Here is a 26,399-nt window from a genome sequence, read left to right as displayed (position 1 = left end):
GGCGTGGATTCTGGCGTGGATTTTGGTGTGAATGCTGGCCCGGATTTTGGCTTAGATTCTAGCGCGGCGCGGGATGTCAAAACAGCAGAATCCACAAACCGCATCATCACGCAAAACCTGCCTTACAACTACCGCTCTTTTAGCGCGGTGGTGGATTTTGTAAATCTCGTGTTTGGCGGGATTTTTAGCAACTATATCGCGCAGAAGATTCCACAAGAAGCAAGCGCGCAAGACTCAAACACACAAAGCGCAAAAATCGGCGGCTTTGCCTGCGTGCAGACTTGCGCGGATTTATCCAGCGCGCCAAACGCCCAAAGCAAGCGCCAAGCACTGCTAAACTGTGCTATGGATAATCTCGCGATTTTGCTAGATTCTGGTATCAAGGAGGAGGATATCGCGATTTTGTGCTTCACAAATGCCGATATTTTGAGCGTGGGCGAGGAGATACGCGCGCGCTTTCCTAGCGTGAAGCTCACGCAAGAGTCCAAAAATCTGCTAGGCAAACAAAGTGTCAAAATCCTGCTAAGCGCGCTAAAAGCGACAAGTGCGCTTTATAAAGCGATGCAGAATCTAAAGTTTCAAAAAACCATAGAAAATTTGCCAAGCGCGCTAGAATCTAAAAACACACCAAGCACACAAAACGCGCCAAAATCCGCGCTAGATTCTAGCACCACACCAGAATCCGCCAGCACGCCAAGCGCCCAAAATCCTAGCGCGACGCTAGAATCCACGCCCTTATATCTAGCGCTTATGCAAGATAGGTATGCGAGATTTTATCTCTATGAGCTGGCTTGTTTGCTTGGCGAGGCGGCGTTTGGTGATAAAAGCGCGCTTAAGTGTGTGGCGCACAAACTTTGCGCGGCGATACATAGCGCGCATGATAGTCATGATAGCGGCGGTAGCGCGAGTCGTGAGGGTATTGAGGGTCTTGATAGTTTCCCTTATCTCGCGCGCCCGAGCGCTTATCTGCTAGCATTCATCCAAGCGTTTGGCATCGGCGATAAAAGCGCGCAGGTGCTGTTGCAGTCAAGCATCGGCGCTGGCGATATCGATGAGTTTTTTGCCACGCTAGATTCTAGCACGCAAGCCCTGCCAAACGAGCATCAAAGCGGGCTAAAAATTCTCACGATTCACGGCTCCAAGGGCTTGGAATACCCCTATGTCATCGTGCTAGATAGGCTCTCAAGCGCGCGCCCAAGCACCAAAGCGCCGATGATTCATTATGATAATAGCGGGGCTAGCCGCTCGTTTTTGCGCCTGCCAAAGGCAAATCTATCTAGTGGCGGGGATCTGCGCGCCAAAGTCGATAGCCTATATCAGCGCGCCAATGAGCTGGCGGTGCAAAAAAGCGAAAATGAGAAAAATAATGTGCTGTATGTCGCTTGCACGCGCGCAAAAAAGGGGCTCATCATCCTTGCCAAAGATGAGAAAAGCGAGTTTGAAGCGATAAAAAATCAGGTGTATTTGCAAGGGGAGTTTGGCGCGGATTCTAGTTTTGAGGCGGATTCTGTGGTAAATTCTCACGCGCAGAATCTAGCACAAACAAAAGCAAAATCCAAAATAGAATCCAAAACACAGCGCACAGATATGGCAGAATCTAGCCCAGATTCTCAAAATAGCGCGCCGGATGATTCCCAAGCAGAATCTAATATAGGCTTTGGGCTTTATAGCGCGGATATTATTTATAAGCGGGGCGGGTATGATTTTGGGGCTTTGCATAGGCTTTTGAGCGAGCCAAGCTGCGCGCTAGAAACTTTCACAAAAGCGATGAAAGAAAATCGCGCGCAAGACTCTAGCCAGAACCAAAAATCTAAAAACGAGGAATCTAAAAACGCGGATTCTAAAAAATTAGATTCTACCACAAGCGCGGATTTGGCGGATTTGTCGCACTCTAAAGATTTGGTAGATTCTAAAGAGCTTGCGGATTTTAAAGATTCTCAAGATTTCGCAGATTCTCAAGATTCTGCAAATTCTACAGAATCCGCGCCCATCATCTTGCGCCAGCAAAATTTCGGCGCGCAGTCAAACTTCATGCGCCAAGAATCTAGCAGCGAGGATGAGATTTTCGTGCCAAATATCGCTAGCATCCGCTTTGGCGAGGCGCTGCATTTGGGGCTTGAGTATCGGCTGGGCTTTGGCGTGAGTGGCGAGGCACTGCGCTCTATCGTGCAAAATCACTTCGCGCTAGATTCTAGCACGCTAGATAAAATAGAGGCGCGCATCGATAATCTCATGCGCGATAATCGCATAAAAATGCTTCTTCATCAAGCGCAAAAAGTGGCGGTGGAGGTGCCGCTGCTTGAGGATTCTACGCTAAAAAGGCTTGATTTTTTGGCGTGGTGTGATGAGGATTTGGCGCAGGATTTGGATGCCAGCGCGCCAAATATCGCGGAATCTCAAGAGTCTAAAAAATGGGAATCTAAAAAGGCAGAATCTAAAAACACAAAAAGCACAGAATCCAAAAACACCCAAAGCATCGCAAAATCTCTAATCGTCATCGATTACAAAAGCGGCTTGAAGCGCCAAAACCACATCGCCCAAGTGCAAGAATATATCAGCGCGCTAGAGCGCAAGCAAGCCGCGCAAAGTATCAAAGGCTACATCATTTATGTGCGCGATAATATCGAGTGGGTGCGGGTGTGAGGCGCTTGCGTTGATTTGAGTTTTGCAGATTGTCGCTTTGATAGCGCAAAATCGCGCCAAACAAATGATGCAAAATCGCGCAAAAATAAGAAAAAGCGCGCGACATTATCCAAATATAAAAAAAATAAGAATAAAATCGCAAAAAATAACGCAAGTAAAATGAGCACAAAAGCCAAGCGTAGATAAAAGCCAAAAGGCTTCAATCAAAAGGCTTCAACAAGACCAAAACGCCAAAAACTTAAAAAGCTACAAATAAAGCCCCAAAATAAAGGGCTCAAAAAGCTAAAAAAGGCATTTCAAGGACAAAAATGAATCAAGGGCTTTACCTAGAATCTATCAATCAAATGACAAAAGAATTTTTGGCGCAGAAAAATTTCGAGGATTTTTTGGCGCAGAGCAAAGTGGCGATAGGCGCGCTTCTAGCGCATAATGATGCTGAAAAAGACACGATAAGAAAAGCGGTGGTGGATTTTCTAGCACAGCGCGGGATGCGCGCGGTGGTGATGTTTCGCGCGGATTCTGTCGAGATAAAAACCAGCATCACAAACCCAGAAAAAAACGCCTATGTGGATTTTCTCATACGATATTTGAGCGAAAAGCGCGACACAAAAACGCTCCAAAACAGCGAAAAAAGCGCAGAATGCATAAAAGATGCTTTTGCGTATATGCAAAATAGCGCCATCAAAGATGAGTCGCTGGTGCGCGATATCGTGCGGAGTGCGATGAAAAAGATTCTGGGGCTAAATGAGCGCGATGGCTTGTTTTTCAACAATCTTGAGCCTTATATCAAAAATTTTGATTTTGATTTGGTGGAAAATAATGCCAAAATCCGCGAGCTAAAAAAGCCCTCAAATATCGAATCCTTGCTAGATAGCGCGACAAAAGATAAAATCACAAATGCCTTGAAAGATGCAAATCTAAGCGCGCTTGCACGCCAAGTCACGCAGGATATCATCGCGCAAAGACTTAGCGCGCTAGCCCCGATTGATTTTTTGAGCAATTTTTCTTTTGGCTTTATCCAAAATCTCGCGAAATGCATAGAAAGCGTGCTTGCAGGGGGCGCGTCTGAAGGTGGAGCATTTGCAGGGGGCGCGCCTGAAAACAGCGGCAAAAAAAGCGAGGCAGAATCTAAAAGCACGGAATCCAAAAATGTAGATTCCAAAAACGCGGATTCCAAAAGCGCAGAATCTAAAAATATAGATTCTAGCGCCAGCGCGCAGTTTAGCCCAACGATTATCAATTATTATTGCATCGAGTATTATCGCAGCAGCAAAGGCGCGATTTATGGGATATTGGCACAAGGGATTTTGGATTTGCTTGGGGATTCTGCGCTTGCAAATGCCACAAATATGACTGCAAACGCGGCTGCCAAGCGTTTCGTGTCGTTTTTTGATGGGCAAAATCGCAGTGTAAATGGTAAGTCGGTGCATATTTTGCTTATCCAAGATGTGGATTCTAAAGTGTGGAGTCTCAATGACATAGAATATATTTTGCGCTCGGAAACTAGCGTAAATACCGCCATCCAAGCCCAAAAACAAAAAATCGCCACCACACAAGACACGCTCCAAAAAATCGAGCAAACACTCCAGCAAAACGACAAAGCCATAGCAGAAAAACTATCTCAAATCGATATGCTAACCCAAGAATACGACGCCAAAAAAGCAAAAAGTCTCGAGCAGCAAAATACCGATGTCGAGACGCGCAATGCGATGACAAAAATCATAAATGGCATTTTGCAGCAAAAAATCCAAACCCTAGATGCCATCTCTAGCCTAAAAACCCAAAGCGCGCAGCTAAAAGAAAGCATCCATAAGCTTTATGATGACCAGAAAAAAGCGCAAGCAGAGATAAATCTCATCACGCGCGAAAACAAAGAAAGCATACGCCGATTTGAGAATCTAGCGCGCGCGTTTAGCTTCTGCATCGGCGAAGTCATCGAGGATCTCGACAATAATGTATAAACGCTATCGCAATCTCGGCTTTGAATCCCAAGCAAAGATTTTGCTATTTTTCATCGCGCTTGGCTTTGTGCTGGTGTGTGCGATCGCGTTTCTAGCGCTTTTTGCGCTCAAATACGAGTATGATAGAAATCTCGCTATGCAGCTGCAAAAAACAAGCACGCTGCAAAAAATCGAGCAGTTTTATAACTCCGCGGCATTTCTCAAGCCAAATGAGCTGCTAGGCAAATATGATGCGATGATGAATGAGTGGGAATCCTACACTTCAAGCTATGTAAATCAGGACATTATCGTCGTTTTGCGCTCGTTTTATCAGAATCTATTTTTGCGCAATGAGGTGGAGAAAATCGCACGCCTCTCTGCTCGCAAGCAAGAGTCGATAAAATCCCTGCAAAATGAGCTCTCTGCGACTAGGCAGATTCTAGAATCTACGCAAAATAATCTTGATAATATCGCGCAAAACTCCGCGCAAAAAGTGGCGCAAAACTCCGCGCAAAATTCTACGCAAAATATCTTGCCAAACGCGCCTGCTAGCGCAAATCCCGCGCCACAAGACATCATCACGCATAGCCTTAATATCAACAACCAAATCGATATTTTGTTTCAAAACAATATAGAAATCTCGCTCGTGCAGACAAAAATCACTGATTCACTCTATAAAGCGACTTTGTGGGTGCTGCTTATTTTTGCGGGGCTTGTGAGCTGCGGGACGCTGTATTTTGTCTCGATGGTGCTGTCGTTTGCGCGAGGTGTAAATCAGCAGCTGCAAAAAACTATCGAGCATCAAACGCGCGCGCTAAAAGCGACAAACGAGAATCTGCAAAAAACGATAGAGTATGAAATCGAGCAATCGCGCAAAAAAGATCAAATCATGTATCAGCAAGCAAGGCTCGCGTCTATGGGTGAGATGATACAAAATATCGCGCATCAGTGGCGACAGCCACTAAACTCGCTCATCATCCTTATCCAAAGCTTCCGCGTCAAATACGAGCGCGGGAAGCTTAGCGATGAGTTTGTGCAAAATCACAGCGATGATGCGATAAGAATCGCCAAAAATATGTCAGAAACGATAGAAAATTTTCGCAATTTTTTCCAGCCAAATATCAAGCGCGCAAATTTTTCCATATCAAAAAGCATCGAGGATTCTTTGAAGCTCATAAAGCCTACGCTAGAGCAGAACAATATCGAGGTATTTTTCCAAGATACGCCGGGGCTTTTGGTGTTTGGCTATGAAAATGCGTTTAGTCAAGTGGTGCTAAATATCATCAAAAATTCGCAAGATGTATTAAGCGAGAAGGTGTTGAGTGAGAAGGTGTTGAGCGAGAAAGCGTTTGGCGAGAAGGCATCGCCAGAATCTAAAGGCGCGGATTTTGTGGATTCTAGTGATAAGATACCAGAATCTAAAAACGCTAGCACACAGGGCGCGCAAGGCGTGATACAAATAGAGCTAAGATGCGTAGATGCCAGCACACTAGAATCTAAAAACGCAGAATCCAAAAACTTAGAATCCAAAACCCGCGCAGAATCTAAAAATATGGAATCCAAAAACTTAGAATCCAAAACCCAAGCGCCAAATGCGCCTAGCGCGCCAAACACGCCCGAAAAAATAGCCGAACTTTTGATAATGGATAATGGCGGCGGGATTCAGATTCCAGAGATAGAAAAGATTTTTGAGCCATATTTTACTACCAAGCACAAATCCGTAGGCACGGGCATCGGGCTATATATGGTAAAGCAAATCATCGAAAAGCAGATGCATGGTAGCATCGAGGTGAAAAATACCTCTTGGCATTGCGCGCCTCTTGGCAAAGAGTTTTTTGGTGCGATTTTTATGATAAGATTTCCTTTGTATTTGGAGTAGAAAATTTGGGGCGCGACTTCAAACAAGCCGCTTCAAAAATCTCGAAAAATTTCGGAGCAAAATATGCAAGAATACCCAGAACTAAAGCCGCTTAGCATCCTTTATGTCGAGGATAATGATGATGTGGCGCGCGTGACGGCTATGGTGCTAGAGGATTATATGGATAGGATTCTGGTGGCAAAAAATGGCATTGAGGCGCTTGATCTTTTTGATACGCATAATGTCGATATCGTGCTGACAGATATTCTTATGCCAAAGATGAGTGGCATCGATTTGTGTCGCAAAATCCGCGAGGGCAGGCACAACACCCAATGCCCCATCGTCATCGCCACCGCGCACACCGAGGTGCAATACCTCCTAGATGCCATAGGGCTAGGCGTGGATGGCTACATACTAAAGCCTATCGATATCCAAGAGCTTCTAGCCACGCTACGCAAAGCCATACTCCCTAGAATCCAAGCCAAAAAAATCAAAAACAACGACCTCTTGCTAAGCGCTATCTCGACATTTGTCGGCGGCAAAAAGATAGAAATTATCAAGTTTTTGTTCGAGCATTGCGATGAGGAAAATATGTTTTATGGCTCGTATGAAGACATAATCGCCGAGCTAAATGTCAGCAAACCAACGATTGTAAAGACATTTCATCAGCTCATGGAAGTAGGACTGCTCGTAAAAATCCGCAACAAAGTGTATAAAATCAACACGCCAAATGTGTGAGATAGTAGCAAAATGGCTAGAATCTAGATTCTGCGTTTTGTCGCGATTGCTGGAATTTTGCGCTTCGCCTAGAATTTGCTAATCTGCCAATTCGCCTAGAATCCACTAAGCCCGCCCAAAATCCGCCCAAAATCTATCTGACCTATAGAATCCACCAAACCAAAGCCCAAACTTCATAAGCGCGTAAAAAAGTTACATAGAGATTCTTATCATTTTGCTACCAAAATATATGCCCTCAAACTGTGCGCGGGTGCTGCTAGAGCCTATTTTGCGAAATATTCCCAACTTCAAAGCTTCTTGATAAATTCTTATTTTTTAGGTGTTTTTGTTAATAAATGATTTATAATGCATCTAGTGCCTAATGAGGCTAAAACAACAAAGGAGAGCAAATGCGAGACGATAGGATTATCGAGAGCTACACAGGCGTTACGCCCGAGCGCAAAAAGAGCAAAATGCCAGCGCGACTGGATTTTTGGCAGAGTGCTACAGGGCTATTTTTGGGGCTTTTTATGCTTGCCCATCTACTTTTTGTCTCTAGTATTTTGATTAGCACAGAGGCGATGTTTTGGGTTACGAAGTTTTTTGAGGGAAGCTTGATTTTTGGCGAGGCTGGCAAGCCTATCATCGTTAGCATCGTAGCAGCGGTGGTTATCGCGGCACTTGTGGTGCATGCGTTTTTGGCATTGCGAAAATTCCCGATAAATTATCGACAATTTATCGTGCTAAAAACTCACAAACACCTTATGAAACACAGCGACACAAGCCTTTGGGTGATACAAGCAGCGACTGGTTTTGCTATGTTTTTCTTAGCAGCACCGCATTTGTTTGTCAATCTCACACAGCCAGAAAACATAGGACCGCTAGCGTCATCTTTCCGCTTTGTTCATCAAAACTTCTGGCTGCTTTATATTTTCTTGCTTTTTGCAGTGGAGCTGCATGGCTCTATAGGGCTCTATCGCCTATGCATCAAATGGGGATGGTTTGAAAAGCTAGGGCTAAAAAATCTTCGCGCTATCAAATGGGGGCTATCAGTGGTGTGTATCGTGCTAGGACTTTGCTCTTATGCTGCGTATGTCAAAATCGGTATGGGCTTGGATGCAGAAAAAAGCATACATGAATATCGCTTGATAGATGAACACACAAAAGGAAAAGGAGAGTAAATGAAAGTAGTATATTCTGATGCACTGATTATCGGGGGCGGGCTTGCGGGCTTGCGAGCCTCTATCGCAGCAAAAGAGCGCGGACTTAGCACTATTGTGCTTTCACTTGTGCCAGTCAAACGCAGCCACTCCGCTGCAGCGCAAGGCGGTATGCAAGCAAGCCTTGGCAACTCAAAAATGAGCGATGGCGACAATGAAGATTTGCACTTCGCAGATACTGTAAAGGGAAGCGACTGGGGATGCGATCAGCAAGTAGCGAGGATGTTTGTAACCACCGCGCCAAAGGCTATTAGAGAGCTAGCTTCTTGGGGCGTGGCATGGACTAGAATCCAAAAAGGCGATCGCACTGCTATCATCAACGCACAAAAAACAACCATCACAGAAGAAGACTTCCGCCATGGATACATCCACTCAAGAGATTTTGGCGGGACTAAAAAATGGCGCACATGCTACACAGCCGATGCTACCGGGCACTCCATGCTCTATGCTGTGGCAAATGAAGCCTATAAACATGGCGTAGATATACAAGATCGCAAAGAAGCTATCAGAATCATACATCATGATGGCGTATGCTATGGCGCTGTGGTGCGCGATCTCATCACTGGCGAGCTTAGCGCGTATGTCTCAAAAGGCACGATGATAGCTACCGGCGGATATGGCAGAATCTATCAAAACACCACCAACGCAGTGATTTGCGAAGGCATAGGTGTGGCTATCGCTATGGAGACAGGCGTGGCAAAGCTAGGCAACATGGAAGCAGTGCAGTTCCACCCCACTCCTCTTTTCCCAAGCGGGATTCTGCTCACAGAAGGCTGCCGCGGTGATGGCGGGATCTTGCGCGATGTCGATGGCTACCGCTTCATGCCAGACTATGAGCCAGAGAAAAAAGAGCTAGCAAGCCGCGATGTCGTCTCTCGCAGAATGATACAAAGAATCCGCGAGGGCAAAGGTGTAAAAAGCGCGTATGGCGAACATCTATGGCTAGATATTTCTATCCTTGGGCGCGAGCATATCGAGCGCAATCTAAGAGATGTGCAAGAGATTTGCCAAGTTTTCGCTGGCATCGATCCAGCAGAAAAATGGGCGCCAGTCAAACCCATGCAGCACTACTCTATGGGCGGAATCCGCACTGATTATAAAGGACACAGCGCACTAAAAGGGCTTTTTGCTGCGGGCGAAGCTGCGTGCTGGGATTTGCATGGATTTAACCGACTTGGCGGAAACTCTGTAAGTGAGGCGGTGGTAAGCGGTATGATTATCGGCGATTTCTTCGCGCAGTATTGCGAAGGCGCGCATGCCAATATTGAGACTTCTGTCCTTGAAAAATTTGTCAAAAAAGAGCAAGCACATCTAGAATCACTCATCAATAATAGCGGACATGAAAATGTCTATGAGCTAAAAAATGAGATGAAAGCGGTGATGGAAGCAGATGTGGGAATTTTCCGCGAGGGCAAAGGGCTAGAAGATGCGGTAAAACGCCTAGAAGAGCTGTATAAACGAAGCAAAAACATCGGCATCAAAAACAAAAAGCTCCACAACAACCCAGAGCTAGAAGATGCCTATCGCGTGCCAAAAATGATAAAACTAGCGCTTTGTGTGGCGCTTGGCGCATCGCTTCGCACAGAATCTAGAGGCGCGCATAGCCGCGAAGACTATGTCAAGCGCGATGATGAAAACTGGCTAAAACGCACGCTTGCTTCATGGGAGAGCGAGGAGCAAACGCTGCCTACGATAAGCTATGAGGATTTGGATATCATGACAATGGAGATAGTGCCCGGATTCCGCGGATATGGAGCGAAGGGCAACATCATAGAGAATCCAGATTCTGCTAAGCGACAAGCGCAAATCGATCAAATCACGCAAGAAGTGCAAGCGCGAGGCGGCGACAGATACGAGCTTCAGCAAGCGCTTATGGATTTTGATTTGCAGCCTAAATACAAAGCCAGAAACCAACGACTAGGAGATAAATAATGGAAAATCACAACACAAAAGGAAGGACGCTCACTATCCGCGCGCTGAAGTTCGACCCACAATCCGCCGTCTCAAAGCCGCATTTTGCAGAATACAAGCTAGAAGAGACGGATTCTATGACGATTTTTATCGCGCTAAACCTCATACGAGAGAAGCAAGACCCAGATCTTAGCTTTGACTTCGTGTGTCGTGCGGGGATCTGCGGAAGCTGCTCTATGATGATAAATGGGCGTCCGCGCCTTGCTTGCCGCACGCTGACTAAGGATTTTCCAGATGTGATTACTATCATGCCTTTGCCAGCGTTTAAGCTTATCAAAGATTTGAGCGTAAATACAGGCGAGTGGTTTGCTGGTATGACAAAACGCGTGGAAAGCTGGGTGCATAGCAATGAAAAGGTGGATATCTCAAAGCTAGAAAAACCAATCGAGCCGCAAGAAGCGCAAGATGTGTTTGAGCTAGATAGATGCATCGAGTGTGGTTGCTGTATCGCAAGCTGCGCTACGAAGCTTATGCGAGAGGATTTTATCGGTGGTGCTGGGATGAATCGCGTGGTGCGATTTATGATAGATTCTCACGATCAGCGCACTGATGAGGATTTCTACGAGCTAGTGGGTAATGATGATGGCGTGTTTGGCTGTATGAGCCTCATCGCATGCCATGACACATGCCCTAAAAATCTGCCACTACAAAGCAAAATCGCCTACCTACGCCGCAAAATGGTGTCTGTAGGCAGATAGTGATTTAGCAGGCACTGCAACTTTAAAAAGCCTTGTGGTGAAAAGCCGGCTTTTAGCTGGTATTTTGGCTTTAAGATTTGGTAGTTTATGACAAATCCAAGGTTTTAAAGTCAAAATACACAAATCTCAAGCATCCGCCATCGAAGTCCGAGATAAAATCCTTGGAGTCTAGCGGGGCTTTAAACATATGTCACGAAGCAAATAAATACAAAGATTAGATTATTTGTTTGCTATAGGAATGCCCAGTAACAACTTGAGTTTTGGTTTATACTACAAACTCTATTTGGATTCTAGAGTGGAAAAGCTTAGCGGCTTTCTATCTTTTATCTTATCCAGCAAGCCACCAAAATGCGCCAAATGCTCTATAAAAATCCTAGCTTCAAAGCTCACCCGCTCCTCATTCCCGCCGATTTTTAAATAGTAGTTTTTGTTTATCGCTTCCACCTTTGAAATCCCCAAACTTAGCTCATAATCCAGCGATTCTATATTGGCAAAAGTCGTAAAAATAAATTTATCGATTTTGATTATTTTCTCATTCTCTCTAGGCGAGATGTGTTGCAGCGGTGTAGCTAGAGCTTTGCGCTGTTTTTCTAGGTTTTCTTGGTGTTTTTTGTCGTTTTCTTTGGAATTGCTTAGGTTTCTGAAGTTTATCATCGCCGCACCTTTTGTTTTTGGCAATGATAGCGTTTTTAAGCGTTAGGGGTTTTAAACTCTTTGTTTTTAAGAATCAAAGCCATATGTGTGGCGCCCTGTTATTTTTTCATACAATACGCCAAGAAACATAGCAATCACAACTATAAAATAAGATAAGAGTGCAAAAATTATTATAAATGCAAGCCACGAGACGATAATAATCGCACATATATCATTTGGATGAGCTAGCATAATACAAAAAGCTATCAAAGAAACAAAAGCCCCGCCTGCACCAAATACCGCCCAAATAAATTTCAATACTTTTCTAGTGATATATTCTAGCTGCGATTGATATATTTCTCTCATTTTTGCGCTCCCTATATTGTGGCTAGTAGCTTGTGTCTTATAAAATATACAATATTTTAGCACAAAATATCAAGGAAATACCATGAGAACAGACACAGAAGTAGCTGTAACAAAACATTAAAGATTCTAAGTGTTGGCGCAAATGTTTCCAAATGTGGCCACGCCCCAAAGCACGCAATGCGCCAAGCTACGCGCGCACAGCAAGCTTGCCGATAGCCTCTGGCGCGAAGTCATCGACAAATGTGCGCATCGCTTTGGAATACATATCCACCAAGCGATTCGTCTCGATTAGCGCAGTCATTTCCTTGATAGCATTTACATTGCTTTTCTCGATGAAACCCTGCGCCAGCGAGCCATCATTCACGCTGATTATCCTATCATCTAGCCTCTCTTCTGGGTAGCTGTATAGGTTGTTGCCGACTTTTTGCAAGTATTTTGGATTGTCAAACTTCACTATCGCGATGCTTCCGCCCTCCACCACCTCGCCTTGTTCTTCATTGGCGATATTGCGGAAGTAGATATTGCCATTTTTGTCCGCTTCTATCTGCATGCCGGGCGCAGATAGTATCCCGCCGCCGCCATCTATCCCAGCACGCGAAAGCACGCGGAATCCCTGCTTGGTAGCGATATACCCCTCATCATCTATGACAAAGCTCCCATCGCGCGTGTATCGCACGCCATCAGGCGTTTGGATAGCAAAATACGCGTTTGGCTTTTGCAGCGCGAAATCCAGCGGATTATCCGTCTGTGCTATCGCGCCGCTCTCAAACTCGGTGTATTCCTCGCTGATGATTGGCACGCGGTTTAGGTTGCGATTGAGATATTGCGCGGCGGCTCTGGTGTGGTCTTTTATCGGCAGCGTGTCTTGCGTTTCTTTATAGAGGCGCAGGAAATCGCCCACCACGACATCATCGCGCTTGAAGCCGTTGGTGTTGAGGTTGGCTAGGTTATTAGAGACGACATCGAGGCGGTTAAACTGCGTAACCATGCCGCCCGTAGCGGAATAGTAGCCATTTATCATACACATCCTTGCAATGATTAAGATGCCCTTATCAAAGCAAAAGGAGTTCCAATATGTCAGATTTGCACCAGCTTGGTTTTAGGCATTTTAATGCTTTTGCACTTTTGCGGTATAAATGTTGATTGTCTTATGTTTATTTGGTTGTTTTGTGCGGTTAATCATTGATTGGGTATTATGTTTGCTTAAAAGTTTTTAGCAAACATAAAGGAGAATCTAATGAAAAAGACGCTGGTGGCGTTTGTTTTGGCGGCGGGAGTCTGCGCTCTAGGCGCGCAAAATGCAGAATCTAAAAATATAGAATCCAAAAACGCGGAATCTAGCAATATAGATTCTAGGGCAAAAGGCAGCGAAAAACCCAGCGCAGAATCTAGCAAAATAGCAAAGATTCAGCTTATTAAGCCTAGCGGATTTTATGCATTTGAGACGATAGGCGATAGCACTTCAAGCGCAGCATTTGGCAAAATCGCCAACGATAGCGATGCGGAAATCTCGCTAAAAGGCGCGCACATCATAAGCGAGGCGGGCGCAAAAGCCGAGATTCACAGCGTGAAAATGGATAAAAGTGGTGCCATGCAAATGTATACGCTAAAATCCCTAAAAATCGCACCAAAATCCTCCATAGAGCTAGCGCCCAAGGGCGACCACATCATGCTAATGCGCCTGCCAAAAGCGCTCAAAGATGGCGAAAAAATAAAAATCGCGCTGGTGTTTGGGGCGGATGCTGAAGTGGATTTTGAAAGCGCGGATTCTGGCGCAGAATCCAAAAGCGCCAAAGAATCCAAAACCGCCAAAAAAGCAGAATCCAAAAGCGCGCAAAGCAAAAAAATAGATTCTAGCGCGCTGGATTCGTCATTGCGAGCGCAAGGCGCGAAGCAATCCATAGAATCCATAGATTCTGCAGAACATAGCTCCAAAAAGCTAGAATCTAAAAATGCGGATGCCAAAGCAGATTCTAGCGCGCGAGATTTCACCCTAGAGCTAGAAATCCCTATCATCAAGCGCCCAGATAGTATGCCAAACCACGCCGCGCCCGCAAATCATAGCCACGCGCACGACAATAGCACGCAAGACAACAACGACAACAACGCCCAAAACGCGCACACCCATGACGCGCATCAATCCCACACACACTAGGCACACATGAAACTACCCAAAAGAAAACACCAAGTAAAAAAGTCCATCATCACGCTAGGCGTGGCGCTTTTGTGCGCGCTTATTATGTTTCTAGCTTGGGGCAGAGGCACGCCATACGCGCTAAAAGAGATGATAATCGGCGGCAGCAAACGCCAAACCAGCCAAGACACGCAAGACAGGCCACGAACAAGGCAATGCATGCTAAATAAGGGCGTCTGCAAGCTCGCACTGCCAAAGCGCAGCCACGCGCAAGAACAAGACCAAAACATAGAAATCGAGGCGAGTCCGCGCGATATTTATGCGCTAGAAAGCGTCGTTTTCAAAGTCAGGGGCGCGACATCGCGCGAGCTGGAAGGCAGAATCTATGGGCTAAATATGGATATGGGCGAGGTTTCCGTGCATTTTCGGCGGCTAGAGGATGGGAGCTTTGAGGGCAAAGCCACGATGTCTAGCTGCACGGAGGAGGTCATGGAATATCGCATGGCGCTTTTTGATGAGCATGGAATGCTAGAAAAAGGGGTGGATTTTGATGCCAAAAGAAAATAAGAAAAATGCCAACGCAAGCGGCGCAACCGCGACAAACGCGCATAAAAATAGCGCGCGAGAGAATAGAGCGCCAAACGCCAAAAATAGCGCAAGTCAAAATAGCGCAAGTCAAAATAGCGCAAATAAAAACACCGCGCAAAAAAATAGCATAGATAAAAATAGTGCAAGCACCAGAATCCACAGGCGCATTGATCTTGGGCTAAACATCGATCACATCGCCACTTTGCGCCAAGCGAGGCAGATCCACCAGCCAGACCCGCTAGAAGCGGTATTTATCGCCAAAAACTGCCAAGTCGAGCAAATCACCATCCACCTAAGAGAAGACCGCCGACATATCCATGAGATCGATGTCGCGCGCATTATCGCAAGCTCGCCGCTGCCGGTAAATGTCGAGTGTGCTTGCGATCTAAGCAAAGGCGGCGTGGTGGATATTTTGTGCGATTTGAAGCCTTTCAAAGTCACGCTGGTGCCAGAAAAAAGGCAGGAGATAACCACAGAGGGCGGGCTTGATATGCGCGCTAAAAACCTAGAATCTACCATCGCGCGCTTCAAATCCCGCCAAATCCAAGTCGCGACTTTTATCGACCCAAGCGCAGAGGCTATCAAGCGCTCAAAAGAGCTAGGCGCTGATGGCATAGAGCTTCACACCGGCGCGTATGCCAACCTGCACGCGATGCTCTACTCCTGCCTGCCACACTCGCACAACGCGCCAAAAGAGCTGCAACTCCCGCGCGATACACTGCACCAAAAGCTGCTAGAATCTATCGCTATGCTTGAGCGCGCGGCTAGCTATGCGGAAAGTCTCGAGCTTGGCGTGTATGCAGGGCATGGGCTAAACTACGAAAACATCGCACCAATCGCGCAAATCGCGCCCATAACCGAGCTAAATATCGGGCATAGCATCATTGCGCGCGCAGTGATAACAGGGCTAGAGCGCGCTATCAAAGATATGCAAGATGTCATTGCCCACGCGATTTGGTGAGTTTGTGATTTAGTTTAAGACACCGCTTTTAGATTCTGCGTGGCATTTGAGATAGTCGCAGGCACCAAAGATGAGCTAGCACAGTGGTGAAGGCATCATCGCGTATCTATCAGAGTCGGCGTATGGCGTGGCGAAAGGGCAAGCACTCGTGGCGTATGAAAAAGACTGCGTGCTTGGCGGCGGAGTGATAGTGCATGGCGAGTGCAGTGTTTTGGTATAGTTCAAATGCAATATAGGTGTAAGTTTGAGTGTGGCGTAGAGGGTTCTTTTATAATCCATGCACGCATATTAGGGCCGCTTTTGTGGCTTGGCAGCGTAAGCAAGCACCACCTTTCTTTACAATACCTTTCTTTACTATCTGCTTTTGCGACTTGGAGAAGGCTTAGTTTTGTGGTTTTTGGCTTCTTTGATAATCCACACCGCAAAATCGTCATTGTGAGGATTTGCAAAATCCAAAGCATAGCGCAGCTTCTTTAGAAAAGGAGGGTGACTGTAAAAACTGCGATAAACGTAAGAGTTTGGCGACTAAAACTAGAATCTAAAAGCACAAAAAATGCAAAGCTAGATTTTGATACTCAAATAGATCGTTTCGGATTCTGTGAATCCTCCGCAATGATTGTTATTATGAGCAAAAACACAACATAAAGGAGACTCCTGTCTTTTAGTCGTCATTGCGGGCGTTAGCGAAGCAATCCAATGCAAAACATAAAGGCGAATTGTAATTTGTGGCAGAATCTAAAACTTTGCGGATTTTTTTATGGATTGCTTCGTCAGCCTGCGGCTTTCTCGCGAAGCGTTAGTTTTTTAGCAATGATGGAAGCAAATTTTATCAGAATCTAGCTTTAGCGCGTGGGGTGCAAATATGTGTGGCAGAATAATGTTTTTAGCCTTGGCACAGAACGTAAAATAAAACCTTACAGCTAGCGCAGTAAAAGATTATCTCACAAGAAGTTTGCAAATCTTACAAAGTCAAAATACAAAATCGCAGAATGTAAAATCAAAGATAGAATACAAAGTCATAGTCAATGCGTTGGAGGCTTAACACACCGAGTCAATCAAGAATCAAATAAAAGTCAAATCACAATCAAACCACAAAATCCCAAGCTAGCCCAAATAAGGCTAGCCTAGAATCAAACTAGAATACAAAAGAGTAGCTAGCACCTACACTTGCGTATTTGAAGTATGTGTGAGTGGAAATATCTGTCATATTTATCCCATCACTTATCACGCCTGTTCTCTCGCGCACTGGTCCTAGGAATGGGATCTTAGCGCCAAACTCGATTCTATGATGTTTGGCAAGCGTAGTTTGGATACCTAGATTTAGACCCAAGCCTACGCCACCGATAAATTGAGTGGGTGTAGATTCTGCGGTGTTGTTTTGTTTGGCTCTTGAGTTGGCAGAAATCTCAGAATATCCAGCAAAAATACCAGCATACACACCAGCACTAGCATTTTCTGCCTTGATAAAATCCACTAGATAATCGATATTTAGATCGATTCTTTGCCCGGTAAGATATGTGTTTTCTGAAGCAGTGTTGCTTCCATCTTTTGCGCTAAGGCTAGATGGATATACATGTGCCATGCCATAGCTTGCATATACGCGCATACCATGTGTAGGGGTAAAGTATAGCTGATATCCTAGCCTTACACCCCAATCAAGTCCTACATTGGCTCTGCCTTGTTGTTGGCTAATTTCAGTCGATACTGATGGGTCTGGTGAAAAAGTTCCGCTACCTGCTTGCGTTTGCGTCAAAATCCCCGCACCTAGCTCCACGCCCACAAATGCGCCACTCTCGCCCGCTACGCCAGCACTCGCAAGCGCACCAGAGAGGATAAGCGCTGCTGAAAGTTTGCTTACTCTTGTCATGTCTTCTCCTTAAAAATTTTACGCCCAGTGTTTGGGCTATGGCGGGATTTTACAAGGCAATTTTTTAGACTTAATTAAAAATAAAATCGTTTTTTTTTTTTTGATTTTTCGCGCGAAATTTTGATTTTCAAAACGATAAAACATCGTTACATACGATATTTTAAGCCATTTTATAGCTATGTATCTAAAAGTAATATGCTAAGCAAATATTAAGCTAAGAGACAAAATTTTGAAGATTAGCAGAATCCAAAAACAAGCAAAATTTTCCAAAATCCACCAATTTTGAAAGATTTTGAGTTTTTGTAAAGATTTGGTTTTAGATGCGACTTTTTAAAAATTTGGCTATAGGTTTTGGATGCGAGATTTTAGGTGTTAGATTTTGGGTTTGGCATTTGGCGTTTTGGTGTGAGTTTGGTGTTTTTGGTTTAGCGCTGTTAATTTGGATTCTACAAGCAATTTATAATTTTTCAATCGTCATTGCGAGACTTGCGCTAGCAAGGTGAGGCAAAGCGCTAGCTTCTTTAGCAATCCACAAAAACTACAGAATCTGCCCCAAATGGATTGCCACGCTCGAGCTACGCTCTCGTTCGCAAAGCGTAGCTTCTTTAGCAAACCGCGAAAAACTATAGATTTTAGATTGTATGTCATATATGGATTGCTTTGGACTCTGTGAATCCTTGCAATGACTCGATGGCGCGGTTTTTGTGATGTTGCGAGTGTGGAAATATCGGCTATGGCGTTTAGCGTTTGGCGGTGTAGAAGGCGTGGGCGCCTTGTTTTTTGATGATTAGCTTCTTATCGCGCACGAGGAAATCTAGGATTTCTAGCGTGCGTTTGTCAAAAAGGATCCGCGCTTTGCCTCCCACCATAAAGCTATTTTCTGGCTATTTTATTTTTGTTTGTTTAGTTGGTCTTGCCACTCTTTATGCCACCATTCGGTCTGATTGTTTAGTTTGTCCTGCCACTCTTTATACCATTTGGGTGGCTTAGATTCTAGTGGCGAGTCTAAAAATATAGGTGAATCATATATTTGCATTCTGGCGTTGTGAGTAGCCAAAGCATCCAGATTGCGCGTATCCCACGCATCTAGATTCTGGTCGAAAGATCGCGTATCCCACGCATCTAGATTTTGGTCGAAAGATTTTGCGCCAACAAACATCTCTCCCATGTTTTCTACCTTGCTGACATCCTAAGATTCTAGCGGTTGGTTAAAGGATTCTGCGTGCTGAAACATGCCATTCATATCTTTTACCTTACTTACATCCCATTTATCTAGCGGCTGGTTGAATGATGTTGCCGCCCGAAACATCCATAGCATATTTTTCACCCTACTTACATTCCATTTATTTAGTGGCTGGTTAAAGGATTCTGCTTCCCTAAACATAAAGCTCATATCTTCTACATTGCTGACATCCCAAGATCCTATCGGCTGGTTGAAGGTTTTTGCGTAAGAGAACATATTGTTCATATCTGTTACATTGCTAGTATCCCAAGTCTCAATCCCGCTAAAATCCTTTCTGCTTTCAGAGTAAGGTGGAATCACTGCAAACAAAAAACTCATATCGGTGATTTTGCTCGTATCTATCGTGTCTAGCTTGATAGACTCATCTTTTAGCAGCTGCACGAGTTCATCGCGCGTCTGCGGGCGGTATTTATGCTTTGATTTGTCAGTCAAAGGGTTTGTATTGATAGCACAAGCGCTAAACATCAAGCCAAGCGCGGCTATGCCGATAAAAGCTAGCTGTTTTAGATTTGGCAGTTTTGATTTTAGTGCTTTTAGATTCCGCGCTTCGCTGGTGTTTTTTGGCGATTTTAGATTCTGCGTTGTCATTTTGACTCCTTAGTAATTAATTTTGGTATTATATCTTAAAAATCGTTTTTAGATTCTGCGCTTTTTAGATTCTAGTGTTTTTGCCACTTTATCATCGTCATTACCAAAAGAAAACTTTATTTTGTCATTGCTAAAGAAGCTAACGCTTTGCGAGGAGGCGCAGCCGACGAAGCAATCTGCCAAATATCTTTTAGTGAAGCAGAATCTAAAAAATCAAATGGATTGCTTCGTCGGCTGCGCCTCCTCGCAATGACGACAAGGTGAGTTTCTTTAGCAATGCGCAGCTTCTTTAGCGAGCTGCGAAAACCATAAATTTTTAGATTATATGTCACATATGGATTGCTTTGGATTCTGCGGATCCTTGCAATGAGTGGATGGCGCGGTTTTTGTGATGTCGCGAGTGTGGAAATATCGGCTATGGCGTTTAGCGTTTGGCGGTGTAGAAGGCGTGGGCGCCTTGTTTTTTGATGGTGAGTTTTTTGTCGCGCACGAGGGAATCTAGGATTTCTAGCGTGCGTTTGTCAAAAAGAATCCGCGCTTCGCCGCACTCGATAGGGCGCGTGGCGATGAGCTTGCAAAGCTCGCTCGCATCGTAGCTTTTGGGCTCTGGCAAACTGGATTCTGATAATGCGGATTCTGATAGACTCGCTTTTGAATGGCTGGATTCTGGCGCACTGATTGGTTTGCTGGATTTTGCTTTGACAGATTCTGACGCGCAAGTGGAGTTTATCGAGATAGATTCTGACGCGCTAGAATCTGATAATTTGCTTTTTGCGCCACTAGAATCTAAAACAAAATCCAAAGCAGAATCTAATTTGTCAGAATTTGGCTTGTTAGAATCTATTTTTGCGACATTCGCGCTTTTGGATTCTGGGGTTTTGCTGTTTTGCGCGTGGGTTTTATTGGCAGGATTCTCGTTTGTCAAATCCTCGCGCGCTAGATTCTCATTTGCCAAATTCCCGCCAGCTCGATTTTCATCCGCTAGATTTTTGCTCGCTGGATTCTCACTTGCGATTTTTGCGCGTGTGGGTAGCGATACATTTAGCCCTGTGAAAAATCCGCTAGCCCACGCCAGCTTCGCATCGCTCACCGCGCGCACTTGATATGCGCTTGGTCTATCGATGCTGCCGATATCCACGCGCGCCACACGCACGCGGCGCAAAAATGCAGCGATTGCCTCGAGATTCTCGCGCGTGTCATTATGCCCCTCCACGAGCAGTACCTCCGCGATAAGCTCGCCGCGATATTCGCGCGCGAAGCGCTCTATCGCCGCCAGCATAGCGGGCAAATCAAGCGCGCGGCTTGGGCGGTCTATCTTTCTAAACTCTTTGGCAAGCGCGGCATCGATGGAAAATTTCACCATATCAAAAAGCAACAATGCATCGTGCGCCTGCGCGAAACGCGAGCCATTGCTTAAAATGAGCGTCTTGATATGCGCGGGCAAAAGCGGCTTGGCACTAGTGATGAGCTCGCGCAAATGCGGATAAAGCGTCGGCTCGCCGGTGGCGGTAAATGTCAGCACATCGATGTTTTTATGCGCCTGCAACGCTTCAGCGATGGCCTGCAGAATCTGCGCTGGCGGCAGGACTTCCTCCATAGAATCCATCGGCGCGCTTTTGTGAAGCTCGCAATACACGCAGTCAAAATTGCACTGCTTTTTGCTAGGTGATAGATCCACGCCCAAACTCCTGCCAAAGCGGCGCGAAAGCACGGGTCCAAAGATGATTGGCGGGGATTTTGGCGGGGTGGATTCTGGTGCGCTGGTGTGTGTGCTCGGCGTAGATTCTGCTTTGCGTGGATTATTGCCTTTTGGCGCGCATGCAAAATCTTTTTTGCCTTGATTATTATTCATTATTTTTAGCAGTTTTGCATTATTTTTTGGCAGTTTTGGCGCTGGTGGAGGCAGTGCTTTTAGCGGCTTTGGTGCTTTTTACACTCTTTACACTTTTGGCGTTGGCACTTGATTTTGTGCTTGCACCTTTTGTCGCAGCGCTAGATTTGGCGCTAGTGCTAGCTTTTGCCTTGCTAGCTTTTGCACCAGAATCTTTAGCGCTTTTGTCAGCGCCCTTGCCAGCACTTTTGCCAAAATCCTTGCCAGAATCTTGCGCTTCTTTTGCGCTCTGCGCGCTCACAGGCTCATGCGTTTGCGCGTCTATGCGATATTTGCATTTGAGGCATTCCAAAAGATCGCCGCTTTTTAGATGCTTTTCACCCATGATATAGCCGCATTCTGGGCATTTGGTGTTGGTGGGCGGGATGGCTGAAGTGAAGTTGCATTTGGGATAGGTTTTGCACCCATAAAACACGCCTCTCCTGCTCATGCGCTCGACGATATCGCCGCCGCATTCTGGGCATGGCACGCCTTCTACTACGATGCTAGGTTTGACGCTTAGCGATTTGGTGTTTCGGCATTCTGGATAGCCGCTGCATGCCAAAAACTCGCCTCTAAATCCGGGTTTTTTCACCATTGGCTTGCCGCATTTTTCGCATGTTTCATCGCTTTCTACTTCTGGGGTGATTTCGCGTTTTATGTATTTGCATTTGGGATAGCCGCTGCATCCGACAAACTCGCCATATCGGCTTTTGCGCCTTAGCAGTTCTTTGCCACATTTGGGGCAGGATTCGCCGGTGGGGGCGGCTAGCTTTTGGCTTACGATATTTACTTTGCCATATTCTAGCTTTTCCATAAATGGCTTATAGAAATCCCATAGCACCTCCTGCCATGAGTGCTTGGCAAGCGCGATAGAATCTAGCTTTTCCTCCATATCAGCGCTAAACTTAGAATCCACGATTTCATTGAAATAATCCTCCAGCATCCCAATCACTTGAAACGCAGATTCTTGAGGGATGAGCTGGCGGTTTTGGATGCTTAAATACTCGCGCGAGACGAGCAGCGAGATGGTCGGCGCATAGGTGCTCGGACGCCCGATGCCTAGCGATTCTAGCATTTTGATAAGGCTTGCTTCAGAATATCTAGCCGGTGGCTCGGTGGTGTGTTTGGTAGCTTTTATTTCGCTTGGCGTGATGCTAGCTTTTTCGCTAAATTCCGGCAAAAGCTTGTCTTTGTCCTCATTTCCCAGAATCTTATAAAAGCCATCAAATACAAGCTTCCTGCCATTTGCTTTAAACACGCCTTTATCGCTTTCAAAACTCACACTTTGAGATTCAAACACGGCATCAGTGGTCTGTGAAGCAAGGAAGCGATTGTATATCAGCGTATAGAGCTTTAGCTCATCAGGCTTCAGATACGCGCGCGCTATGGTAGGCGTGAAGTCGATATTGGTAGGGCGGATGGCTTCGTGCGCTTCTTGCGTGCCTTTTGACTTGCTGGCATAGATTTTGGGCTTTGGCGGGACATAAGCGTCGCCATAGTCTTTTGCTAGCTTTTTTAGCGCGGCGTTTTGCGCGATAGTGGCGATATTTAGGCTATCTGTCCGCATATATGTGATGATACCCATCGTGCCTTTATCAGTCGCCACGCCCTCATAAAGCCGCTGGGCGATACTCATCGTGCGCGATGGCGAGTAGCCTAGCAATGAAGAGGCGCTTTGCTGCAAAGTAGAAGTCATAAATGGCGGAGGGGTTGGCGATTTTTTGGTTTTTCTGCTTATTTCGCTGATGATAAAAGATGAGGCTTTGAGTGCTTTTAGCATATCATTGGCTTGGGCTTGGCTAGAGATGTCTAGCTTTTGGAGTTTGCGCCCTTCAAAGCTGGCAAGCTCGGCTTCCACGCCTTCAAACACGCCATGAATCGTGTAAAAATCCTGCGGCACAAACGCCCTTATCTCGCGCTCTCTATCCACCGCGATTTTTAGCGCAGCACTTTGGACGCGCCCAGCGGATAGGCCTTTGGAGATTTTGCTAGAGATAAGCCCGCTAAGCTTAAATCCCACTATCCTATCTAATAGCCTTCTAGCTTGTTGTGCATTGACTTTATCCATATCTATGGTGCGCGGATTTTCTAGTGCGTGCGTGATAGCGCCTTTGGTTATCTCATGAAAGACGATGCGCGGGAAGGAGGCGAGCGGCTTTTTGGCATCGATGGCTTGAGTGATATGATAGCCTATCGCCTCGCCCTCGCGGTCCTCATCAGTCGCGATGTAGGTGGTTTTGGCTTTTTGGGAGAGTTTTTTTATCTGCTCGACGAGTTCTTTGTGGTCGGCATCGATTTGGTATTGTGGCTGGAAGTTTTTGTCCGCTACTTTGATGCCAAAAGAAAATTTGGGTAAATCTCTGATATGCCCCTTTGAAGCGATGACTTCGTAATTATCGCCTAGGAAGGTTTTTATCGTCTTGGCTTTGGCGGGGGATTCTACGATGATGAGGTCTTTTGTCGCGCTTTTTGGCGTGGTGCTTTGCTTGGTCGTATCTTTCATGGGGGCTCTTTTGCTTGAATTTGAAGCAGGCATTATAGCAAAAAAAGAAAATACATATATAATGTTTAGTGATTGGAGATTGATTTGGTGGATTCTGGTTTTGTGGTGGTGGATTCTCGCGCTAGAACTCTGCGTTAGAATCTTGCGCGCGAAATTTTAGATTCTGCAAAATCTCGCAAAATATACAGAATCTACTGAAAATACTCCAGCGCAAAATCGATAAAACTCATCACTTTATACGCGCCTTTTGCGCTCGTGTGCGTTTCTACATTGCTATCTACGCTTATGAAAATTATCTCTTCATGCGCTTTTGAAAGCCTAGCGAGCTTTGCGTCGATTTGCGTTTGCGAAGGAAAAGGCATCGCAAAAAACGCGCTAGAATCTAGCACAAAATCGCACTCATCATCATACACCACGCCAAGCTCGCGCCTAGCAAACTCGCAAAAAATCATATTTTCAAAAATCGCTTGAAAGTTTGGCGCGGGTGAAAGTGCGTAGGGCAGGGCGAAGTTGTAAAAATAAAGCTTCGCGCGCTTGGTGGCATGGGCGTGTGGCAGCAGCGAGATGGCGCATTCATCGGCTAGCTGCTGGATGAGCGCGTAGATTCTGTCTTTGGAGATTTTTTGCTGCTGTTTTAGGTGGCAATAGACATTATAAGTGCTAAATTCACGCGACTGATATGCAAGCAGAAATGCCACTAGCGGCGCGTTTTGCTGGAAGTGCAGGGCGATGATTTCTTGGTGTCTAAGCGCGCGTTTGAATTCTGGCAAAAAGAGCATTTCTGGGAGGTTGCCATCTTTTACAAAGCTCGCAAATATGGATTCTAGGCGTGATGATTTGCTGAAAGAGACATACTCTTCAAAGCTAAGCGGATGGATGCAATGCGCGCTAAAATCGGCGAGAATGGAGGGGGTGGATTCTGGCGCGCTGGATTTTGATGCGCTGGATTCTAGCGTTTTAGATTCTGCTATTTTGGATTCTCGCATTTTTGGGTTTTTATGCGAAGTGATGATGATGTGGCTGTGGTTTGGGATGGTGAAGGCTGGTGTGTAATTATCGATGATTAGCATATCAAAGCGCTTTTCCAAAAACAGCTTCAAAAGCACCTTTTGCGCAGAATCTAGCGATACTCTAGGATCAGCGCAATCTATGAAAAGCGGCTTTTTGTAATGCCTTGCCAAATCGAGTGCCAAAGAGGTTTTGCCACTTTTTGGCGCGCCAAAAAGGATGAGCTTCTCCGGCGCTAGCGCGTAGGAGCGCGGGTATATGGTGGTGTTTTTGACGCGTTCTTCATACGCGCTAAAAAAATCTATCATTTTGCAGAATCCTTAAATGTCAAATTTTTGCCAAGCTTTTGGCTTTGTGTTTGTTTGGATTCTGCGATAATATCTTGTTCCTTTTTATAAGGAAATAAAATTTGCAATTTATGCCTAAAAATAGGCAAAAGACTTGACTATTTTTTGTTTTTCTCATATAATCACGCTTCCAATTTTAGCACATTGCCATATTTTGCGCGCTAGAATCCCGATAAATGCTGGCTAAACGCTTAGGCTAGATGCTAGGCAAACGCTTAGATTAAGCGCTAGATTTTAGGGCTGGCAAAAGTCGCGATACTAGCGAGCCAGATATGGTTTTAATGAGTTCTTTATGTATAAAAAGGAATAGCATGGAAAAAATCAGATTAAAGCTTAAGGCGTATGATCATAGGGTTTTGGATCGCTCTGTGGCGTCCATAGTAGAGGCGGTGAAACGCACTGGGAGTGAGATATGCGGTCCTATTCCACTTCCTACAAAAAGTCGAAAATACACCGTTTTGCGCTCACCGCATGTGAATAAGGATTCTAGAGAGCAGTTTGAAATCCGCGTGCATTCAAGGATTATCGACATTGTTTCTGCTACGCCTGACACGGTAGAGGGCTTGATGAAGCTTGATCTAGCTCCAGAGGTGGATGTAGAAGTCACTTCAATGAGTAGCAAATAATTTAGATTAGGGCAAGGATAAGACATGGAATTTATAGTAGAAAAAATAGGTATGAGCCGCAGCATAGGCAATCCGAGCATTCCTGTGACTCTTTTGCGCGTGCTTGGAGCAAAGGTGTGCGAAGTGCGAGAGGATGGCAAGGCGCTAGTGGCTTATGCTAAGGGCAAAGCGATGAATAAAAGCATCGCTGGACAGCAAAAAAAATACAACCTTAGCAAAGAGTTTAACCGCTTTGTCACACTAGAGACAGAGGCGAAAGAAGCGGGCGATTTGGATCTCTCTGTGCTAGAAGGTGCAAAACGCATCAAAGCGACTTTCAACACCAAAGGGCGCGGGTTTAGCGGCGTCATGAAAAGGTGGAATTTCCAAGGTGGTCCAGCAGCGCATGGTAGCCGCTTCCATAGAAGGGTCGGCTCTATCGGTAACCGCGAGTGGCCAGGACGCGTCCAGCCGGGCAAAAAAATGGCAGGACATTATGGCAATGAAAAAGTAAGCGTGCAAGCAGAAATAGTGTCTTTTGATAAAGGAAGTCAGATTCTAGTCATCAAAGGCTCGGTGTCTGGATACAATGGCGCGTTTGGCAAGATAGCAATCATCAAAGCATAAGGGTAACAA

21 protein-coding genes and 3 pseudogenes are annotated in these 26,399 nt (G+C 45.5%); 13 read left to right on the top strand and 11 right to left on the bottom strand.

What is annotated here, in order from left to right; genetic code table 11:
* The first annotated feature begins 345 nt into the window (after positions 1-345).
* From BKN38_RS12225 to BKN38_RS02135, 7 genes are all read left to right on the top strand, one after another.
* A complete protein-coding gene (locus tag BKN38_RS12225) occupies positions 346-2,643 on the top strand; it encodes a 3'-5' exonuclease (RefSeq protein ID WP_104720852.1) in 2,298 nt (765 codons plus the stop codon).
* Between the two features lie 308 nt (positions 2,644-2,951).
* Positions 2,952-4,604 carry a DUF4200 domain-containing protein gene (locus tag BKN38_RS02160; RefSeq protein WP_066454519.1) on the top strand — a complete coding sequence of 551 codons (1,653 nt, stop codon included), beginning with the start codon at positions 2,952-2,954 and terminating at the stop codon, positions 4,602-4,604.
* On the top strand, positions 4,597-6,462 hold the full coding sequence (locus tag BKN38_RS11625) for a sensor histidine kinase (RefSeq protein ID WP_070957668.1): 1,866 nt from the start codon (positions 4,597-4,599) through the stop codon (positions 6,460-6,462). The genes BKN38_RS02160 and BKN38_RS11625 overlap by 8 nt, the downstream gene beginning before the upstream one ends.
* A gap of 63 nt (positions 6,463-6,525) precedes the next feature.
* Entirely contained in the window at positions 6,526-7,179 is a 654-nt protein-coding gene (locus BKN38_RS02150; protein ID WP_066454524.1) for a response regulator, read from the top strand.
* 389 nt (positions 7,180-7,568) lie between these two features.
* Positions 7,569-8,339: a fumarate reductase cytochrome b subunit gene (locus tag BKN38_RS02145; protein ID WP_066454527.1), complete on the top strand. Its 771-nt coding sequence runs from the start codon at positions 7,569-7,571 to the stop codon at positions 8,337-8,339.
* Complete coding sequence (locus BKN38_RS02140) at positions 8,340-10,310, top strand: fumarate reductase flavoprotein subunit (RefSeq protein ID WP_066454528.1); 1,971 nt, start codon at positions 8,340-8,342, stop codon at positions 10,308-10,310.
* Entirely contained in the window at positions 10,310-11,047 is a 738-nt protein-coding gene (locus tag BKN38_RS02135; protein WP_066454530.1) for a fumarate reductase iron-sulfur subunit, read from the top strand. The genes BKN38_RS02140 and BKN38_RS02135 overlap by 1 nt, the downstream gene beginning before the upstream one ends.
* Positions 11,048-11,326: 279 nt before the next feature.
* Here the strand turns inward: BKN38_RS02135 and BKN38_RS02130 are convergent, their stop codons facing one another.
* The 3 genes from BKN38_RS02130 to BKN38_RS02120 form a co-directional block, all read right to left on the bottom strand.
* Positions 11,327-11,701: a hypothetical protein gene (locus BKN38_RS02130; protein ID WP_066454533.1), complete on the bottom strand. Its 375-nt coding sequence runs from the start codon at positions 11,699-11,701 to the stop codon at positions 11,327-11,329.
* Between the two features lie 66 nt (positions 11,702-11,767).
* The gene (locus BKN38_RS02125) at positions 11,768-12,046 is read right to left on the bottom strand and encodes a hypothetical protein (protein ID WP_066454535.1); all 279 of its coding nucleotides are present in this window, start codon (positions 12,044-12,046) and stop codon (positions 11,768-11,770) included.
* Positions 12,047-12,233: 187 nt separating this feature from the next.
* The gene (locus BKN38_RS02120; protein WP_066454539.1) at positions 12,234-13,067 is read right to left on the bottom strand and encodes a flagellar hook-basal body protein; all 834 of its coding nucleotides are present in this window, start codon (positions 13,065-13,067) and stop codon (positions 12,234-12,236) included.
* Positions 13,068-13,283: 216 nt separating this feature from the next.
* Here BKN38_RS02120 and BKN38_RS02115 point away from each other — a divergent pair, with 216 nt between their 5' ends.
* From BKN38_RS02115 to BKN38_RS10510, 4 genes and pseudogenes are all read left to right on the top strand, one after another.
* The gene (locus BKN38_RS02115; protein ID WP_066454541.1) at positions 13,284-14,201 is read left to right on the top strand and encodes a copper chaperone PCu(A)C; all 918 of its coding nucleotides are present in this window, start codon (positions 13,284-13,286) and stop codon (positions 14,199-14,201) included.
* 6 nt (positions 14,202-14,207) lie between these two features.
* Positions 14,208-14,747, top strand: a complete 540-nt coding sequence (locus BKN38_RS02110; protein WP_066454542.1) for a hypothetical protein — start codon at positions 14,208-14,210, stop codon at positions 14,745-14,747.
* The gene (locus BKN38_RS02105) at positions 14,731-15,729 is read left to right on the top strand and encodes a pyridoxine 5'-phosphate synthase (RefSeq protein WP_324737594.1); all 999 of its coding nucleotides are present in this window, start codon (positions 14,731-14,733) and stop codon (positions 15,727-15,729) included. Before BKN38_RS02110 ends, BKN38_RS02105 begins: the two co-directional genes overlap by 17 nt.
* Before the next feature lie 94 nt (positions 15,730-15,823).
* Positions 15,824-15,949, top strand: a pseudogene (locus BKN38_RS10510) (aminomethyltransferase beta-barrel domain-containing protein); the annotation flags it as partial.
* 915 nt (positions 15,950-16,864) lie between these two features.
* Here BKN38_RS10510 and BKN38_RS02095 read toward each other — a convergent pair.
* The 8 genes and pseudogenes from BKN38_RS02095 to BKN38_RS02070 all read right to left on the bottom strand — a co-directional run bounded on the left by BKN38_RS02095 (position 16,865) and on the right by BKN38_RS02070 (position 25,119).
* Complete coding sequence (locus BKN38_RS02095; RefSeq protein WP_066454551.1) at positions 16,865-17,596, bottom strand: outer membrane beta-barrel protein; 732 nt, start codon at positions 17,594-17,596, stop codon at positions 16,865-16,867.
* A 740-nt stretch (positions 17,597-18,336) separates the two neighbouring features.
* Positions 18,337-18,465 carry a hypothetical protein gene (locus BKN38_RS11620; protein ID WP_256325512.1) on the bottom strand — a complete coding sequence of 43 codons (129 nt, stop codon included), beginning with the start codon at positions 18,463-18,465 and terminating at the stop codon, positions 18,337-18,339.
* Positions 18,466-18,485: 20 nt separating this feature from the next.
* A pseudogene (locus BKN38_RS02090) lies at positions 18,486-18,773 on the bottom strand (BspA family leucine-rich repeat surface protein); the annotation flags it as partial.
* Positions 18,774-18,785: 12 nt separating this feature from the next.
* Entirely contained in the window at positions 18,786-19,427 is a 642-nt protein-coding gene (locus BKN38_RS02085) for a BspA family leucine-rich repeat surface protein (RefSeq protein ID WP_066456717.1), read from the bottom strand.
* Positions 19,428-19,475: 48 nt separating this feature from the next.
* Positions 19,476-19,610 carry a hypothetical protein gene (locus BKN38_RS11615; RefSeq protein WP_256325511.1) on the bottom strand — a complete coding sequence of 45 codons (135 nt, stop codon included), beginning with the start codon at positions 19,608-19,610 and terminating at the stop codon, positions 19,476-19,478.
* Between the two features lie 241 nt (positions 19,611-19,851).
* A complete protein-coding gene (locus tag BKN38_RS02080; RefSeq protein ID WP_066456714.1) occupies positions 19,852-21,279 on the bottom strand; it encodes a radical SAM protein in 1,428 nt (475 codons plus the stop codon).
* A gap of 301 nt (positions 21,280-21,580) precedes the next feature.
* Positions 21,581-23,803: pseudogene (gene topA / locus BKN38_RS02075) on the bottom strand (type I DNA topoisomerase); the annotation flags it as partial.
* A 191-nt stretch (positions 23,804-23,994) separates the two neighbouring features.
* Positions 23,995-25,119 carry an ATP-binding protein gene (locus tag BKN38_RS02070; protein WP_066456708.1) on the bottom strand — a complete coding sequence of 375 codons (1,125 nt, stop codon included), beginning with the start codon at positions 25,117-25,119 and terminating at the stop codon, positions 23,995-23,997.
* A 350-nt stretch (positions 25,120-25,469) separates the two neighbouring features.
* On the opposite strand from BKN38_RS02070, the gene rpsJ reads away from it, so the two are divergent.
* Positions 25,470-25,784: a 30S ribosomal protein S10 gene (gene rpsJ / locus BKN38_RS02065; protein ID WP_066456706.1), complete on the top strand. Its 315-nt coding sequence runs from the start codon at positions 25,470-25,472 to the stop codon at positions 25,782-25,784.
* A gap of 24 nt (positions 25,785-25,808) precedes the next feature.
* The gene (gene rplC / locus BKN38_RS02060; protein ID WP_066456704.1) at positions 25,809-26,390 is read left to right on the top strand and encodes a 50S ribosomal protein L3; all 582 of its coding nucleotides are present in this window, start codon (positions 25,809-25,811) and stop codon (positions 26,388-26,390) included.
* Positions 26,391-26,399 lie beyond the last annotated feature (9 nt).

Source organism: Helicobacter sp. CLO-3 (assembly GCF_001854545.1).
Taxonomy (GTDB): Bacteria; Campylobacterota; Campylobacteria; order Campylobacterales; family Helicobacteraceae; genus Helicobacter_B.
This window is presented reverse-complemented; position numbering and strand designations above follow the sequence as displayed.